27 protein-coding genes are annotated in these 15,159 nt (G+C 58.8%); all 27 read left to right on the top strand.

Going from position 1 to position 15,159, the window contains the following annotated elements; translation table 11 throughout:
- The first annotated feature begins 58 nt into the window (after window positions 1-58).
- On the top strand, window positions 59-2,179 hold the full coding sequence (fusA, locus tag BLR71_RS13150) for an elongation factor G (protein ID WP_092527248.1): 2,121 nt from the start codon (window positions 59-61) through the stop codon (window positions 2,177-2,179).
- Between the two features lie 29 nt (window positions 2,180-2,208).
- The gene (tuf, locus tag BLR71_RS13145; RefSeq protein ID WP_092527247.1) at window positions 2,209-3,402 is read left to right on the top strand and encodes an elongation factor Tu; all 1,194 of its coding nucleotides are present in this window, start codon (window positions 2,209-2,211) and stop codon (window positions 3,400-3,402) included.
- Window positions 3,403-3,568: 166 nt separating this feature from the next.
- Window positions 3,569-3,880 carry a 30S ribosomal protein S10 gene (gene rpsJ / locus BLR71_RS13140; RefSeq protein ID WP_092527245.1) on the top strand — a complete coding sequence of 104 codons (312 nt, stop codon included), beginning with the start codon at window positions 3,569-3,571 and terminating at the stop codon, window positions 3,878-3,880.
- Between the two features lie 151 nt (window positions 3,881-4,031).
- On the top strand, window positions 4,032-4,670 hold the full coding sequence (rplC, locus tag BLR71_RS13135) for a 50S ribosomal protein L3 (RefSeq protein ID WP_092527242.1): 639 nt from the start codon (window positions 4,032-4,034) through the stop codon (window positions 4,668-4,670).
- A gap of 14 nt (window positions 4,671-4,684) precedes the next feature.
- Entirely contained in the window at window positions 4,685-5,293 is a 609-nt protein-coding gene (gene rplD, locus BLR71_RS13130) for a 50S ribosomal protein L4 (protein WP_092527239.1), read from the top strand.
- The gene (gene rplW, locus BLR71_RS13125) at window positions 5,290-5,586 is read left to right on the top strand and encodes a 50S ribosomal protein L23 (protein ID WP_092527236.1); all 297 of its coding nucleotides are present in this window, start codon (window positions 5,290-5,292) and stop codon (window positions 5,584-5,586) included. Before rplD ends, rplW begins: the two co-directional genes overlap by 4 nt.
- A gap of 17 nt (window positions 5,587-5,603) precedes the next feature.
- Complete coding sequence (rplB, locus tag BLR71_RS13120; RefSeq protein WP_092527233.1) at window positions 5,604-6,434, top strand: 50S ribosomal protein L2; 831 nt, start codon at window positions 5,604-5,606, stop codon at window positions 6,432-6,434.
- Between the two features lie 33 nt (window positions 6,435-6,467).
- A complete protein-coding gene (gene rpsS, locus BLR71_RS13115; protein WP_072824351.1) occupies window positions 6,468-6,743 on the top strand; it encodes a 30S ribosomal protein S19 in 276 nt (91 codons plus the stop codon).
- A gap of 18 nt (window positions 6,744-6,761) precedes the next feature.
- Window positions 6,762-7,094, top strand: coding sequence for a 50S ribosomal protein L22 (rplV, locus tag BLR71_RS13110; RefSeq protein ID WP_092527226.1), 333 nt, complete (start codon window positions 6,762-6,764; stop codon window positions 7,092-7,094).
- A gap of 11 nt (window positions 7,095-7,105) precedes the next feature.
- Complete coding sequence (rpsC, locus tag BLR71_RS13105; protein ID WP_092527222.1) at window positions 7,106-7,804, top strand: 30S ribosomal protein S3; 699 nt, start codon at window positions 7,106-7,108, stop codon at window positions 7,802-7,804.
- A gap of 15 nt (window positions 7,805-7,819) precedes the next feature.
- Window positions 7,820-8,233: a 50S ribosomal protein L16 gene (rplP, locus tag BLR71_RS13100; protein WP_092527219.1), complete on the top strand. Its 414-nt coding sequence runs from the start codon at window positions 7,820-7,822 to the stop codon at window positions 8,231-8,233.
- Window positions 8,233-8,424, top strand: a complete 192-nt coding sequence (rpmC, locus tag BLR71_RS13095) for a 50S ribosomal protein L29 (RefSeq protein WP_092527216.1) — start codon at window positions 8,233-8,235, stop codon at window positions 8,422-8,424. Before rplP ends, rpmC begins: the two co-directional genes overlap by 1 nt.
- Window position 8,425: 1 nt before the next feature.
- Window positions 8,426-8,686 (top strand): 30S ribosomal protein S17, encoded by a 261-nt coding sequence (rpsQ, locus tag BLR71_RS13090; protein ID WP_092527214.1) that lies wholly within the window; start codon window positions 8,426-8,428, stop codon window positions 8,684-8,686.
- A gap of 49 nt (window positions 8,687-8,735) precedes the next feature.
- On the top strand, window positions 8,736-9,107 hold the full coding sequence (gene rplN, locus BLR71_RS13085; protein WP_092527211.1) for a 50S ribosomal protein L14: 372 nt from the start codon (window positions 8,736-8,738) through the stop codon (window positions 9,105-9,107).
- Between the two features lie 14 nt (window positions 9,108-9,121).
- Complete coding sequence (gene rplX, locus BLR71_RS13080; protein WP_092527208.1) at window positions 9,122-9,439, top strand: 50S ribosomal protein L24; 318 nt, start codon at window positions 9,122-9,124, stop codon at window positions 9,437-9,439.
- An 18-nt stretch (window positions 9,440-9,457) separates the two neighbouring features.
- On the top strand, window positions 9,458-9,997 hold the full coding sequence (rplE, locus tag BLR71_RS13075; RefSeq protein WP_092527205.1) for a 50S ribosomal protein L5: 540 nt from the start codon (window positions 9,458-9,460) through the stop codon (window positions 9,995-9,997).
- Between the two features lie 10 nt (window positions 9,998-10,007).
- The gene (rpsN, locus tag BLR71_RS13070; protein WP_092527201.1) at window positions 10,008-10,313 is read left to right on the top strand and encodes a 30S ribosomal protein S14; all 306 of its coding nucleotides are present in this window, start codon (window positions 10,008-10,010) and stop codon (window positions 10,311-10,313) included.
- A 31-nt stretch (window positions 10,314-10,344) separates the two neighbouring features.
- Entirely contained in the window at window positions 10,345-10,737 is a 393-nt protein-coding gene (gene rpsH / locus BLR71_RS13065; protein ID WP_092527198.1) for a 30S ribosomal protein S8, read from the top strand.
- A gap of 9 nt (window positions 10,738-10,746) precedes the next feature.
- Entirely contained in the window at window positions 10,747-11,277 is a 531-nt protein-coding gene (rplF, locus tag BLR71_RS13060) for a 50S ribosomal protein L6 (protein WP_092527195.1), read from the top strand.
- 9 nt (window positions 11,278-11,286) lie between these two features.
- Window positions 11,287-11,637 carry a 50S ribosomal protein L18 gene (gene rplR, locus BLR71_RS13055; RefSeq protein ID WP_092527192.1) on the top strand — a complete coding sequence of 117 codons (351 nt, stop codon included), beginning with the start codon at window positions 11,287-11,289 and terminating at the stop codon, window positions 11,635-11,637.
- Window positions 11,638-11,648: 11 nt separating this feature from the next.
- On the top strand, window positions 11,649-12,149 hold the full coding sequence (gene rpsE, locus BLR71_RS13050; RefSeq protein ID WP_092527189.1) for a 30S ribosomal protein S5: 501 nt from the start codon (window positions 11,649-11,651) through the stop codon (window positions 12,147-12,149).
- A 6-nt stretch (window positions 12,150-12,155) separates the two neighbouring features.
- Window positions 12,156-12,338, top strand: a complete 183-nt coding sequence (gene rpmD / locus BLR71_RS13045) for a 50S ribosomal protein L30 (protein WP_092527186.1) — start codon at window positions 12,156-12,158, stop codon at window positions 12,336-12,338.
- A gap of 3 nt (window positions 12,339-12,341) precedes the next feature.
- A complete protein-coding gene (gene rplO / locus BLR71_RS13040) occupies window positions 12,342-12,776 on the top strand; it encodes a 50S ribosomal protein L15 (protein ID WP_092527184.1) in 435 nt (144 codons plus the stop codon).
- Window positions 12,777-14,105 carry a preprotein translocase subunit SecY gene (gene secY, locus BLR71_RS13035; RefSeq protein WP_092527182.1) on the top strand — a complete coding sequence of 443 codons (1,329 nt, stop codon included), beginning with the start codon at window positions 12,777-12,779 and terminating at the stop codon, window positions 14,103-14,105.
- 28 nt (window positions 14,106-14,133) lie between these two features.
- Entirely contained in the window at window positions 14,134-14,247 is a 114-nt protein-coding gene (gene rpmJ, locus BLR71_RS13030; protein WP_031384759.1) for a 50S ribosomal protein L36, read from the top strand.
- Between the two features lie 124 nt (window positions 14,248-14,371).
- Window positions 14,372-14,728, top strand: coding sequence for a 30S ribosomal protein S13 (gene rpsM, locus BLR71_RS13025; protein WP_092527180.1), 357 nt, complete (start codon window positions 14,372-14,374; stop codon window positions 14,726-14,728).
- 39 nt (window positions 14,729-14,767) lie between these two features.
- The gene (gene rpsK / locus BLR71_RS13020; RefSeq protein ID WP_011505752.1) at window positions 14,768-15,154 is read left to right on the top strand and encodes a 30S ribosomal protein S11; all 387 of its coding nucleotides are present in this window, start codon (window positions 14,768-14,770) and stop codon (window positions 15,152-15,154) included.
- Window positions 15,155-15,159 lie beyond the last annotated feature (5 nt).

Raw genomic sequence — 15,159 nt, 5'->3', positions numbered from 1 at the left:
CTTCGCAACACGAGGCGCCCATATTCCAGGGCGCCTCCAACCAACGGGGAATTCCATCGTGGCACGTAAGACACCGCTTAAGCGCTACCGTAATATCGGTATCGTTGCCCACGTCGACGCCGGGAAGACCACCACTACCGAGCGTGTCCTGTTCTACACCGGCCTTTCTCACAAGGTCGGCGAGGTCCATGATGGCGCAGCCACCATGGACTGGATGCAACAGGAGCAGGAGCGTGGTATTACCATCACCTCCGCGGCGACCACCTGCTTCTGGCAGGGCATGAACAAGCAGTTCGATGAGCACCGCATCAACATCATCGACACCCCGGGACACGTTGACTTCACCATCGAAGTCGAACGCTCCCTGCGTGTGCTTGATGGCGCGGTCGTCGTGCTGTGTGGTAGCTCCGGTGTGCAGCCGCAGACCGAGACAGTCTGGCGTCAGGCCAACAAGTACGAAGTTCCGCGCATGGTGTTCGTCAACAAGATGGACCGTGCCGGCGCCGACTTCTTCATGGTTCTCGACCAGTTGAAGACTCGCCTGAACGCCAATGCGGTGCCGATCCAGATCAACTGGGGTGCCGAGGACGAGTTCAAGGGCGTCGTCGACCTGATCCAGATGAAGGCGATCCTGTGGGACGAAGACAACCACGGCATGAACTATGACCTGGTTGATATCCCGGCTGAGCTCCAAGAGACCGCCGAGAAGTACCGCGAAGAGATGGTCGAAGCCGCCGCCGAGGCCTCCGAAGAACTGATGGAGAAGTACCTCGAAGAAGGCGAGTTGTCCATCGAGGAGATCAAGGCCGGTCTGCGTCGTCGCACCCTCGACAACGAGATCGTGCTGGTGACCTGTGGCTCCGCGTTCAAGAACAAGGGCGTGCAGGCCGTGCTGGATGGCGTCATCGAGTACATGCCGTCTCCGACCGAGGTCAAGGCCATCGAGGGTGAGCTGGACGACAAGGATGGCACCATCGCGACCCGTGAGGCCGATGACAGTGCACCCTTCGCCGCTCTGGCCTTCAAGATCGCCACCGACCCGTTCGTTGGCACCCTGACCTTCATCCGTGTGTATTCCGGGGTCTTGAAGTCTGGCGATAGCGTCTTCAACTCTGTGAAGAGCAAGAAAGAGCGTGTTGGCCGTATCGTCCAGATGCACTCCAACTCTCGTGAAGAGATCAAGGAAGTGCTGGCCGGCGACATCGCTGCCTGTATCGGTCTCAAGGACGTCACCACCGGTGATACCCTGTGCGACCTGAATGACAAGATCATTCTCGAGCGCATGGAGTTCCCGGATCCGGTGATCTCGGTGGCCGTGGAGCCGAAGTCCAAGGCCGACCAAGAGAAGATGGGCGTCGCCCTCGGCAAGCTGGCTCAGGAGGATCCGTCCTTCCAAGTCAAGACTGACGAGGAAACCGGCCAGACCATCATCTCCGGCATGGGTGAGCTGCACCTCGACATCATCGTTGACCGCATGCGTCGCGAGTTCAAGGTCGATGCCAACATCGGTAAGCCGCAGGTGGCTTATCGTGAGACCATCCGCCACAGCGTCGAACAGGAAGGTAAGTTCGTACGTCAGTCAGGCGGTCGCGGTCAGTTCGGTCATGTGTACCTGCGCATCGAACCGCTGACTGCAGAAGACAAGGGCGAAGACGAGGAGATGCACTTCAAGTTTTCGTCCGAGATCGTCGGCGGCGTGGTTCCGAAGGAATACGTGCCTGCTGTCGAGAAAGGGGCCTATGAACAGCTGCAGAACGGTGTCATCGCGGGCTACCCGATGATCGACGTCAAGGTCACGCTGTACGATGGTTCCTATCATGACGTGGACTCTAACGAGACCGCGTTCAAGATCGCTTCTTCCATGGCGATCAAAGAAGGTGCCAAAAAGGCCAAGGCCGTGCTGCTGGAGCCGATGATGAAGGTCGAAGTCGTGACCCCCGAAGAGTTTATGGGTGACGTCATGGGCGATCTTAACCGTCGTCGCGGTCTGGTGCAGGGCATGGATGATACTTCCTCTGGGAAGACCATCCGCGCAATGGTGCCGCTGGCTGAGATGTTCGGTTATGCAACCGATCTGCGTTCTCAGACCCAGGGCCGTGCAAGCTACTCCATGGAGTTTGCGAAGTACGACGAGGCGCCCTCCAGCATCGTGGAAGCCGTCATCAACCAGAACGGTTAACCGTTAGCTAACGTAAAGAGGTTATAGCAGTGGCTAAGGAAAAATTCGAACGTTCCAAACCGCATATCAACGTCGGCACCATCGGTCACGTTGACCACGGCAAGACCACGCTGACCGCGGCTCTGACCCGCGTATCTGCAGAAGTCTTCGGTGGCGACGCTCGTGCGTTCGACTCCATCGACAACGCCCCGGAAGAGCGTGAGCGCGGTATCACCATCTCCACCGCTCACGTGGAATACCAGTCCGAAGAGCGTCACTACGCTCACGTCGACTGCCCGGGTCACGCTGACTACGTCAAGAACATGATCACCGGTGCTGCCCAGATGGACGGCGCTATCCTGGTCTGCAGCGCTGCCGACGGCCCCATGCCGCAGACTCGCGAGCACATCCTGCTCTCGCGTCAGGTCGGCGTGCCGTTCATCGTCGTGTTCCTGAACAAGGCCGACATGGTCGACGACGAAGAGCTGCTCGAGCTGGTCGAAATGGAAGTCCGCGAACTCCTGAGCGAGTACGACTTCCCGGGTGACGACACCCCGATCATCATCGGCTCTGCGCTGATGGCCCTGGAAGGCAAGGACGACAACGGCATGGGTACTACCGCCGTTGCCAACCTGATCAAGGCCCTGGACGCGTACATCCCGGAGCCGGAGCGCGCTATCGATCAGCCGTTCCTGATGCCGATCGAAGACGTGTTCTCCATCTCTGGTCGCGGTACCGTTGTGACCGGTCGTGTCGAGCGCGGCATCGTCAAGGCAGGCGAAGAAGTCGAAATCGTCGGTCTGAAAGACACCGTCAAGACTACCGTTACCGGTGTCGAGATGTTCCGCAAGCTGCTCGACGAAGGTCGTGCTGGTGAGAACGTCGGCGCCCTGCTGCGTGGCACCAAGCGTGACGACGTCGAGCGTGGTCAGGTTCTGGCCAAGCCGGGCACCATCACGCCGCACACCGTCTTCGAAGCCGAAGTCTATGTGCTGTCCAAGGACGAGGGTGGTCGTCACACTCCGTTCTTCAAGGGCTACCGTCCGCAGTTCTACTTCCGTACCACCGACGTGACCGGTACCTGTGAGCTGCCGGAAGGCGTTGAGATGGTCATGCCGGGTGATAACGTCAAAATGACCGTTACCCTGATCGCTCCGATCGCCATGGAAGACGGCCTGCGCTTCGCTGTTCGTGAAGGCGGCCGTACCGTTGGCGCCGGCGTTGTCGCCAAGATCGTCAAGTAAGCCTTAGGCTCACCCGATGATCGAAGGGGGCTCCTGCGGGAGCCCCCTTTCTGCGCATGTTGTCTCGCAGGGTTTGACTCTGTGAGGCTGCATGCCTATAATGCGCATCCTTTGAATGCGTGGGTAGACGGCTCGCGCCGTCGACATCCATTGGAGTTTAGGGCAAATGCAGAACCAGAAGATTCGCATTCGGTTGAAGGCGTTCGATCATCGCCTGATTGACCAGTCCGCCGCGGAGATTGTTGAGACCGCCAAGCGTACCGGTGCTCAGGTGCACGGTCCGATTCCGCTGCCGACCAATCGTGAGCGCTACACCATCCTGGTCTCTCCGCACGTCAACAAGGACGCGCGCGACCAGTATGAGATCCGCACTCATAAGCGTGTGCTCGACATCGTTGAGCCCACTGAAAAGACCGTTGATGCATTGATGAAGCTCGACCTCGCCGCTGGCGTGGACGTTCAGATCAAACTCGACTGAGACCACACTAGACACTCACGGTCGCCGCTCCCCTTCAAGGTCAGGAGCAGCCGCCGTCACGCCGAGATGGCGTCACACAATGTGCTAGTGGAATGCTCTGGAAAGGGCAGCCATAGCGGGTGATAGCCCCGTACACTATAGGAGACTGAACATGACTATCGGTTTAGTCGGTAAGAAGGCCGGGATGACCCGTGTCTTTACCGAAGATGGCGCATCCGTGCCCGTGACCGTTATCGAAGTTGAGCCTAACCGCATCACGCGCGTTAAGACCGTCGACGTCGACGGCTATAGCGCCGTGCAGGTTACCTCTGGCTCACGCAAGGCCAAGCACCTGACCAAAGCGCAAGCTGGACAGTTTGCCAAGGCAGGTACCGAGGCCGGCCGTTCGCTGATGGAGTTCCGCCTGGCTGAAGGCGACGAAGCTCCGGAAGTGGGTGGCGAGCTCACCGTATCCCTCTTTGAAGCTGGTCAAAAGATTGATGTGACCGGTACCTCCAAGGGTAAGGGTTTCCAGGGCGCCGTTAAGCGCTGGAACTTCCGTACCCAAGACAACAGCCATGGTAACTCTCTGGCGCACCGCGCTCCGGGTTCCATCGGTATGTGTCAAACCCCGGGCCGCGTCTTCAAAGGCAAGAAAATGGCCGGTCAGATGGGCAATGTCCGCTGCACCGTGCAAAGCCTGGAAGTCGTGCGCGTCGACGCTGAACGCAATCTGCTGCTGATCAAGGGCGCCGTACCGGGTGCACCGGGCAGCGACGTTGTTGTTCGCAGTGCCGTGAAAGCTCGCTAAGGGGGTTTGATCCAATGAATCTGAATCTTTCAGGTGCTAGTGCCGGCACGGTTGAAGTGTCCGACGCAACCTTTGGCAAAGAATTCAACGAAGCGCTGGTCCATCAGGTCGTTACTGCTTATCTGGCAGGCGGTCGTCAGGGTACTCGCGCCCAGAAGAATCGCGCCGATGTGCGTGGCGGCGGCAAGAAGCCGTGGCGCCAGAAGGGCACCGGTCGTGCTCGTGCTGGTACCATCCGCTCGCCGATCTGGCGCGCCGGCGGTGTGACCTTTGCGGCTAGCCCGCAGGACTACACCCAGAAGGTCAACCGCAAGATGTACCGGGCCGCGATCCGCTCGATTCTTTCCGAGCTGGTCCGCCAGGAGCGTCTGGTCGTCGTCGAGGATATTTCCGTTGACGCACCCAAGACCAAGCAGCTGACCGCCAAGCTCAAAGAGCTGAACCTGGAAAAGGCACTGATCGTCACCGAAGAAGTCGACGAGAACCTTTACCTGGCCGCTCGCAACATCCCGCACGTGGATGTGGTGGACGTCGCTGCTGCCGATCCGGTGAGCCTGGTCGCCTTCGATAAGGTGCTGGTCACCGTCTCCGCCCTGCGCAAATTCGAGGAGAAGCTGGCATGAACCAGGAACGCGTATTCAAGGTTCTGCTCGGTCCGCACATGACCGAGAAGGCCGCCTCCGCCGCCGAGAACAACCAGTACGTGTTCAAGGTGGCCTCTGACGCGACCAAGCCGGAAATCAAACAGGCCGTCCAGGCACTGTTCGGTAAGAAGGTTGACCGCGTACAGGTCCTGAACATCAAGGGCAAGACCAAGCGCACCGCCAATGGCTTGGGCCAGCGCAAGGGTTACCGCAAGGCGTATGTAACTCTCGCCGCGGGTGAGACCCTTGAAGACTTCTCTGGCGCCGAATAAGGGCAGGAGTACGGATAATGGCAATCGTCAAGACCAAACCCACATCCGCCGGTCGTCGCCACCTCGTCAAGATCGTCTCCGATGATCTGTACAAGGGTCGGCCGTACGCGCCGCTGCTGGAAAAGCAGTCGCACTCGGGTGGACGTAACAACAACGGTCGTATCACCACACGTCACGTGGGTGGTGGGCACCGTCAGCACTACCGTCAGATCGACTTCAAGCGCATCAAGGATGGCATTCCGGCCGTCGTAGAGCGCCTGGAATACGATCCGAACCGTAGCGCTCATATCGCACTGTTGAAGTACCTGGACGGTGAGCGTCGCTACATCATCGCACCCAAGGGTGTGAAGGCCGGCGACCGCATCGAGTCCGGTGTCAACGCTGCGATCAAGAAGGGCAACACCCTTCCGCTGCGCAACATTCCGGTGGGTTCCACCGTGCATTGCATCGAACTGAAGCCCGGTAAAGGCGCTCAGATCGCTCGCAGTGCCGGCACCAGCGCCCAGCTCGTGGCGCGTGAAGGCAACTATGCCACCTTGCGTCTGCGCTCCGGCGAAATGCGCAAGATCCTGGCCGAGTGCCGCGCGACCCTGGGCGAAGTGAGCAACTCTGAGCACAGCCTCCGTCAATTGGGCAAGGCCGGTGCCAAACGCTGGCGTGGCGTTCGCCCGACAGTTCGCGGTGTTGCGATGAACCCGGTGGATCACCCGCACGGTGGCGGTGAAGGCCGTACCAGCGGTGGTCGTAACCCGGTTACCCCGTGGGGCGTCCCCACCAAGGGTTACAAGACTCGCAAGAACAAGCGCACCGACAAGCTGATCGTACGTCGCCGCAAGGCCCGTAGCTGATCGAAATTGCCAAGACATTAAGAGGTAACGGCTGTGCCACGTTCACTGAAGAAAGGTCCTTTCATTGACCTTCATCTGCTGAAGAAGGTTGAGACTGCAGTGGAGAAGAACGACCGCAAACCGATCAAGACCTGGTCGCGTCGTTCCATGATCCTGCCGAATATGGTCGGGCTCACCATTGCGGTCCATAACGGGCGTCAACATGTCCCGGTGCATGTCTCCGAGGAAATGGTTGGCCACAAGCTGGGCGAATTCGCTGCTACCCGCACCTATCGCGGTCATGCGGCGGACAAGAAAGCCAAACGGTAAGCCAAAGAGGATTGAGAGATGGAAGTCACAGCTAAGCTGCGTGGCGCTCGTTTATCCGCCCAGAAGGCCCGTTTGGTGGCTGACCAGGTGCGCGGTAAACCTGTCGCCGAGGCACTCGACCTGCTGACCTTCTCACCGAAGAAGGCTGCCAAGCTGGTTAAGAAAGTGCTGCAGTCCGCCATCGCGAATGCGGAAGAAAACAACGGCATGGACATCGACGAGCTGCGTGTCTCGACCATTTGCGTCGATGAGGGCATGACGCTCAAGCGCATCCAGCCGCGCGCCAAGGGCCGTGCGGATCGTATCTTGAAGCGCACCTGCCACATCACCGTTATGGTAGCCGAGAAGTAGGAGTCGACCAGATGGGTCAGAAAGTAAATCCGACAGGCATTCGGCTGGGTATCGTCAAGGACCACACGTCGGTCTGGTACGCCGAGCGCGGTACCTATGCCGATAAGCTGAATAACGATCTCGAAGTGCGTCGCTTCATTGAGGAGCGTCTGAAGAATGCGTCCGTGAGTCGCATCCACATCGAGCGCCCGGCCAACAATGCTCGTATCACCATTCACACGGCCCGTCCGGGCATCGTGATTGGTAAAAAGGGTGAGGACGTCGACCGTCTGCGTCGCGACGTCACCCAAATGATGGGCGTGCCGGTTCACGTCAACATCGAAGAAGTGCGCAAGCCGGAACTCGATGCCAAGCTCGTCGCCCAGAACGTCTGCGGCCAGCTCGAGCGTCGTGTCATGTTCCGTCGTGCCATGAAGCGCGCCGTACAGAACGCCATGCGCCTCGGCGCCGGCGGCATCAAGATCCAGCTGTCTGGTCGTCTTGGTGGTGCGGAAATCGCACGTACCGAATGGTACCGCGAAGGCCGTGTGCCGCTTCATACACTGCGTGCCGACATCGATTACGCCACCTACGAAGCCCACACCACCTACGGCGTCATCGGCGTCAAGGTCTGGGTCTTCAAGGGTGAAATCCTCGGGGGCATCGAAGAGGTCCGCGCCAAGGCTAAGCAGCCTCAGAGTGCGCCCTCCAAGAAGAAAGGTTCCAAGTAAGGGGAGAGCGGATCGATGTTACAACCTAAGCGTTTGAAGTTCCGCAAGGTGCAGAAGGGTCGCAACCGCGGCCTTGCACATCGCGGAAGCAAAATTAGTTTCGGCGAATATGGCCTGAAGGCTACCGGTCGTGGTCGCGTTACCGCGCGCCAGATCGAAGCTGGGCGTCGTGCCATCACTCGTCACGTGAAGCGTGGCGGTAAGATCTGGATTCGGGTCTTCCCGGACAAGCCGATCTCCAAGAAGCCCCTTGAAGTCCGTATGGGTAAGGGCAAGGGCTCTGTCGAGTACTGGGTCGCACAGATCCAGCCCGGCCGCGTCCTCTACGAGATCGAAGGTGTTTCTGAAGAGCTGGCTCGTGAGGCCTTCGGCCTGGCCGCTCAGAAGTTTCCGGTATCCACCACCTTTGTGAAACGGACGGTGATGTGATGAAAGCCCAGGAAATTCGTGAAAAGTCAGTAGAAGACCTGCAGGCGCAGCTCTTCGAACTCCTCCGCGAGCAGTTCAACCTGCGCATGCAGAAGGCCACTGGCCAGCTGAGCCAGACCCATCTGCTCAAGCAGGTTCGTCGGGATATCGCCCGCGTGAAGACTGTGCTCAACGAGAAGGCAGGTGACTGAGATGTCCGAAGAAAAGAAAGTCCGGACGCTCACCGGCAAAGTGGTGAGTGACAAGATGGACAAATCTATCGTCGTGATGATCGAGCGCCGCGAGCGCCATCCGATCTACGGCAAATACGTGAAGCGCTCCACCAAGCTGCACGCCCATGACGCGCAGAACCAGGCGAAGGCCGGTGACACGGTTTCCATCGAGGAATCGCGTCCCCTGTCCAAGAAGAAAGCCTGGACGCTGGTCGAAGTGGTCGAGCAGGCCAAGGGTTAACGCCCCGCGCTCGAAACCAGTGCAGTCAGATTAGGTTTGGAGAAAACCGATGATTCAGACGCAGTCAATGCTGGATGTCGCCGACAACAGCGGGGCGCGCCGGGTGCAGTGCATCAAGGTGCTGGGCGGTTCTCACCGTCGCTATGCTCGCGTAGGCGATATCATCAAAGTAACAGTTAAAGAAGCCATTCCGCGTGGCAAGGTCAAGAAAGGCCAGGTCATGAAGGCGGTCGTGGTTCGCACTCGTAGTGGCGTCCGTCGTAACGACGGTTCGCTGATCCGCTTCGATGGAAATGCGGCGGTTCTGTTGAACAACACCAACGAGCAGCCGATCGGTACCCGTATTTTTGGTCCGGTCACTCGTGAACTTCGCACCGAAAAGTTCATGAAGATCATTTCCTTGGCGCCTGAAGTGCTGTAAGGAGCGAGGCGGATATGCAAAAAATCAAACGTGACGATGAAGTGATCGTCATTGCCGGCAAGGATAAAGGCAAGCGTGGCACCATCAAGCGCGTCCTCCAGGACGATCGCTACGTGGTGGCAGGTGTGAACATGATCAAGCGTCACACCAAGCCTAATCCGATGGCAGGCAATCAAGGCGGTATCGTCGAGCGCGAAGCTCCGATTCACGCGTCCAACGTGGCCATCTTCAATCAGGAGACCGGCAAAGCGGATCGAGTCGGCTTCCAGGTGAAAGAAGACGGTACCAAGGTACGTATCTACAAGTCGACGCAGACGCAGATCGACGCCTAACGTGAGTCGGGTAGCAAAATGGCGAACTTGAAAGAACGTTATCAAAACGAGGTGGCAGCTCAACTCAAAGAGCAGTTTAGCTACGCCAACGTGATGCAGGTGCCCAGGATCACTAAAGTGACCCTGAACATGGGCATCGGCGAAGCGACCAGCGACAAGAAGCTGATCGATAATGCCGTCGGCGACCTGGAGAAGCTCTCCGGTCAAAAGCCGATGGTGACCAAGGCACGCAAGTCCATCGCGGGCTTCAAAGTGCGTGAAGGTTGGCCGATCGGGATCAAAGTCACACTGCGCTCCGAGCGCATGTGGGACTTCCTCGATCGCCTGGTGAACATCGCGATCCCCCGCGTTCGTGACTTCCGTGGTCTCAACCCGAAGTCCTTCGACGGCCGTGGCAACTATTCGATGGGGGTGCGTGAGCAGATCATCTTCCCGGAGATCGAATATGATAAGATCGACCGGATCCGTGGTCTGGATGTCACAATCACCACGACTGCCAACACCGATGAAGAAGGCCGTGCGCTGCTGCGTGCGCTGAACTTCCCGTTCAAGAAATAAGGGTGGGATCATGGCAAAGAAAAGCATGGTAGGGCGCGAGCAGAAGCGTGCAGAGCTGGTAGCTAAGTATGCTGCCAAGCGCGCAGAGCTCAAGGCCATCATCTATGACGTGAACGCTTCTGACGAAGAGCGCTTCGACGCGCAGCTCAAGCTGCAGCAGTTGCCGCGTGACTCCAGCCCGGTGCGTAAGCGTAACCGCTGCCGCATCACTGGTCGTCCGCACGGCTACTACAACAAGTTTGGCTTGGGCCGTAACAAGCTGCGTGAAGCCGCCATGCGTGGCGATGTCCCTGGGCTGAAGAAGTCCAGCTGGTAACGCCACGTAGAATTATCAGGAGCGCAACGTAATGAGCATGCAAGATACGCTGGCGGATATGTTCACTCGTATCCGTAATGCGCAGATGGCCACCAAGGAGACGGTTACCATGCCGTCTTCGAAGTTGAAGGTCGAGGTGGCCCGCGTACTGAAAGAAGAAGGCTTTATCAACGACTACAGCGTCGCTGAAGGCACCAAGCCTGAACTGGCCGTTACCCTCAAGTACTTCGAGGGCAAGGCCGTCATCGAGCACATCCAGCGGGTGTCAAAGCCGTCGCTGCGCTCGTACAAGGGCAAGGCCGAGCTGCCGAAAGTTGCCGACGGCCTGGGCATCGCGATCGTTTCCACCTCGAATGGCGTGATGACCGATCGTGCGGCCCGTCATGCTGGTGTTGGTGGTGAAGTCCTCTGCACCGTATTCTAGGAGTTTGGAATGTCCCGCGTAGCCAAATATCCGGTTAAATTGCCGAGCGGCGTCGAGGTTAAACTCGACGGCAATCAACTGACCGTCAAGGGCGGTCAGGGCGAACTCGCGATGACCGTTCACGACCAAGTCGTGATCGGCCAGGAAGAAGGTCAACTGACCTTCGCTCCGACCGAGTCAGCCAAGAGCTGGGCGATGGCTGGAACCACCCGTGCACTGGTCCAGAACATGGTTACCGGTGTCACTGAGGGCTTTACCAAGACCCTCGAGATCAATGGCGTCGGCTATCGTGCCCAGGCAAGTGGCAAGACGCTCAACCTGACACTGGGCTTCTCACACCCGGTCGAGTACACGCTGCCTGAAGGTGTCGTGGCGGAAACGCCCAAGAACACCACTATCGTGCTGAAAGGTGCCGATAAGCAGCGTCTCGGCCAGGTCGCCGCGGAAATCCGCGCCTTCCGTCCGCCTGAACCCTATAAGGGCAAGGGTATCCGGTACGGCGACGAGCAGATCCGTCGTAAAGAAGCCAAGAAGAAGTAAGGCAGGGTTATGAACGCGAAGAAAGAATCTCGTCTCCGTCGTGCCCGCCGCGCTCGCGCCAAGATTCGCGAGCTGGGCGTGTATCGCCTGAGCGTCAACCGTACCCCACGCCACATCTACGCGCAGATCATCTCGCCGGATGGTGGCAAGGTCCTCGCCAGTGCTTCCACGCTGGACAAGGCGCTTCGTGAGGGTGCGACCGGCAATGCAGACGCCGCCGCCAAGGTGGGTGCGCTGATTGCTGAACGCGCTAAGGAAGCAGGCATCACTCAGGTTGCCTTCGATCGTGCCGGTTTCCGGTACCACGGTCGAGTCAAGGCCCTGGCCGACGCCGCTCGTGAAGGCGGCCTGGAATTCTAAAGGGTTTTACGATGGCGAAGAACGAACAGAACAGCGGCGATCTGCAAGAGAAGTTGGTGCAGGTCAACCGTGTCGCCAAGGTGGTCAAGGGTGGCCGTATCTTCGGTTTCACCGCTCTGACCGTCGTAGGCGATGGCAGTGGTCGTGTCGGTTTTGGCCGCGGCAAGGCGCGTGAAGTGCCGGTCGCGATCCAGAAGGCCATGGACCAGGCGCGTCGCAACATGATCAAGGTGAGCCTCAGCGGCCACACCCTGCAGTACCCGATCAAGGCCCGTCACGGCGCCTCTAAGGTGTACATGCAGCCGGCCTCCGAAGGTACCGGGATCATCGCTGGCGGCGCTATGCGCTCCGTGCTCGAACTGGCTGGCGTCCATGACGTCCTGGCCAAGTGCTACGGTTCCACCAATCCGGTGAACGTGGTGCGTGCGACCATCAACGGTCTCGCCGCCATGCAGTCTCCGGAAGACATCGCCGCCAAGCGTGGCCTGTCTGTCGAAGCGATCACGGGGTAAGACACCATGGCAGCAACGATCAAGGTTACCCAGATCCGCAGCACCATCGGCGTGTTGGGCAAGCACAAGGCCACCATCAATGGTCTTGGCCTGCGCCGCATCGGTCATACGGTCGAGCTGGAAGACACCCCTGCCGTGCGCGGCATGATCCACAAGGTGAATTACCTTGTGCGTGTAGAGGGAGAGTAATCCATGAAACTCAATAGCCTGAGCCCGGCACCGGGTTCCAAGCACGCTGAAAAGCGTGTCGGTCGTGGCATCGGCTCCGGTCTGGGCAAGACCGGTGGCCGCGGTCATAAAGGCCAGAAGTCACGTACCGGCGGCTCCGTGAAGCCCGGCTTCGAAGGCGGTCAGATGCCGCTGCAGCGTCGTCTGCCGAAGTTCGGCTTCACTTCAGCGAAATCTCTGGTCAGCGAAGAAGTTCGTCTGGCTGAGCTTGCCAAGGTAGACGGCGATGTCGTCGACCTGGAAGCGCTGAAGAAAGCCAACGTGCTCAAGGACGCCACGCGTTATGCGAAGGTGCTCCTCTCTGGCGAACTGAACAAAGCGGTTACCGTCCGCGGTCTCAAGGTCACCAAGGGTGCCCGGGCCGCGATCGAAGCCGCTGGCGGCAAGGTAGAGGACTAAATGGCTAAGTCAGGAAACATGCCGGCGATGGGCAGCGGTCTGAGTGAACTCTGGGCGCGTTTGCGCTTTGTGCTCCTCGCCATTGTGGTGTACCGAATCGGTGCTCACATTCCCGTACCCGGTATCAATCCTGACCAGCTTGCTGCCTTGTTCAGGGAGCAGCAGGGCACCATCCTTGGCATGTTCAACATGTTCTCGGGTGGTGCGCTGGAGCGCATGAGTATCTTCGCTCTGGGCATCATGCCCTATATCTCGGCGTCGATTATCATGCAGCTCCTGTCGGCGGTCTCGCCTCAACTGGAACAGTTGAAGAAGGAAGGCGAGGCCGGCCGCCGCAAGATCAGCCAATATACCCGCTACGGTACGGTGATCCTGGCCTTCGTCCAGGCTGTCGGCATGTCCGTCGGTCTGGCCGGACAAGGGATTGCCTACACCGCTGACTTCAGCTTCTATTTCACCGCCGTGGTTACCTTCGTTGCCGGCGCGGTGTTCATGATGTGGCTGGGTGCGCCGATCACCGAGAAGGGCATCGGCAACGGCATTTCGCTGCTGATCTTCTCGGGAATCGTCGCGGGTCTGCCGGGCGCGGTGGGCCAGTCTTTCGAGCTGGCTCGCAACGACGGTGCCTGGAACGTGCTGCCCTTGCTGGCACTGACGATCCTCGGCATCGCCACGGTGGCTTTCGTGGTGTTCATCGAGCGCGGCCAACGCCGCATCACGGTGAACTATCCGCGCCGCCAGGTGGGCAACAAGATGTATGCGGGCCAAAGCAGCTATCTGCCGCTCAAGGTCAACATGGCAGGGGTTATCCCGGCAATCTTTGCGTCCAGCATCCTGCTGTTCCCTGCATCGCTCGGACAGTGGGTCGGCTCCGGTGAGGGGCTGGACTGGTTGCAACAGGCGTCCTTGGCTCTCGGGCCAGGTCAACCGCTGTACATCTTGCTTTTCGCGCTCGCGGTGGTATTCTTCTGCTTCTTTTACACAGCGCTGGTCTTCAACCCCAAGGATGTCGCTGACAACCTCAAGAAGTCAGGGGCCTTCCTGCCGGGCATTCGTCCTGGTGAGCAGACCGCTCGCTATGTCGACAAGGTCATGACGCGTCTGACTTTGTTTGGTGCCCTGTACATCACCGCCGTATCCTTGATGCCCCAATTCCTGATCGTGGCCTGGAACGTTCCCTTCTTCTTTGGCGGAACGTCATTGCTGATCGTGGTGGTTGTCATCATGGATTTCATGTCGCAGGTACAGTCGCACTTGATGTCGAGCCAGTACGACTCGGTGATGAAGAAGTCCAACCTGAAAGGCTACGGTAGCGGCGGCATGCGCTAAGCGCGTCGCACGCGATTTGGAGAGAACGATGAAAGTTCGAGCTTCCGTGAAGAAGATGTGCCGTAACTGCAAGATCATCCGTCGCAATGGCGCCGTCCGCGTCATCTGCACGGAGCCTCGGCACAAACAGCGTCAGGGTTAATCCTGGCGGCTGTACTAAACCGGGTGCCGGCATGCCCCTTGCCCTTAGCTGGGTAAAGGGGTATGCTGTTGCGCCTTTTGTAGATGATTAAACGAGCAAGCCGCTCAAATTTCGGAGTAAGCTGATGGCCCGTATTGCAGGCGTCAATATCCCGGACAACAAGCATGCGGCGATCTCGCTGACCTATATCTTCGGGATCGGCCGTACTCGCGCAGTGGATATCTGTGCAGCTGCCGGTATCGCGCCGACCGCCAAGGTTCAGGAACTGTCTTCTGATGAAGTCGACAGCCTGCGTACCGAGGTCGGCAAGTACACCGTAGAAGGCGACCTTCGCCGTGATACGACGCTTAATATCAAGCGTCTCATGGATCTGGGTTGCTATCGTGGTCTGCGTCATCGTCGTGGTCTTCCGCTGCGTGGTCAGCGTACCAAGACCAATGCGCGTACCCGTAAGGGCCCGCGTAAGCCGATTCGCAAATAACACGCATGTTCTGGCGTTAAGACAGGAAGAAACATCAACATGGCTAACCCGCGTAGTAATCGCAAAAAGGTTAAAAAGCAGGTGGTGGATGCCGTTGCGCATATCCACGCCTCTTTTAACAACACTATCGTGACGATCACAGACCGCCAGGGCAACGCTCTGTCATGGGCGACAGCCGGTGGTTCGGGTTTTCGTGGTTCTCGCAAGAGCACCCCGTTCGCTGCTCAAGTGGCAAGTGAACGTGCAGCGACTGCTGCAGCCGAGTATGGTGTGAAAAACGTAGACGTGCTGGTCAAAGGTCCTGGACCTGGTCGTGAGTCCGCCGTGCGTGCACTCAATGCCGCCGGTTTCCGCGTGCAAAGCATCACCGACGCGACGCCCGTTCCCCACAACGGCTGCCGTCCGCCGAAGAAACGCCGCGTTTAAGGAGA

The organism is Onishia taeanensis, assembly GCF_900100755.1.
Classification (GTDB): Bacteria; Pseudomonadota; Gammaproteobacteria; order Pseudomonadales; family Halomonadaceae; genus Onishia; species Onishia taeanensis.
The sequence above is the reverse complement of the archived record's forward strand: the minus strand, read 5'-3'. Positions and strand labels throughout refer to the sequence as shown.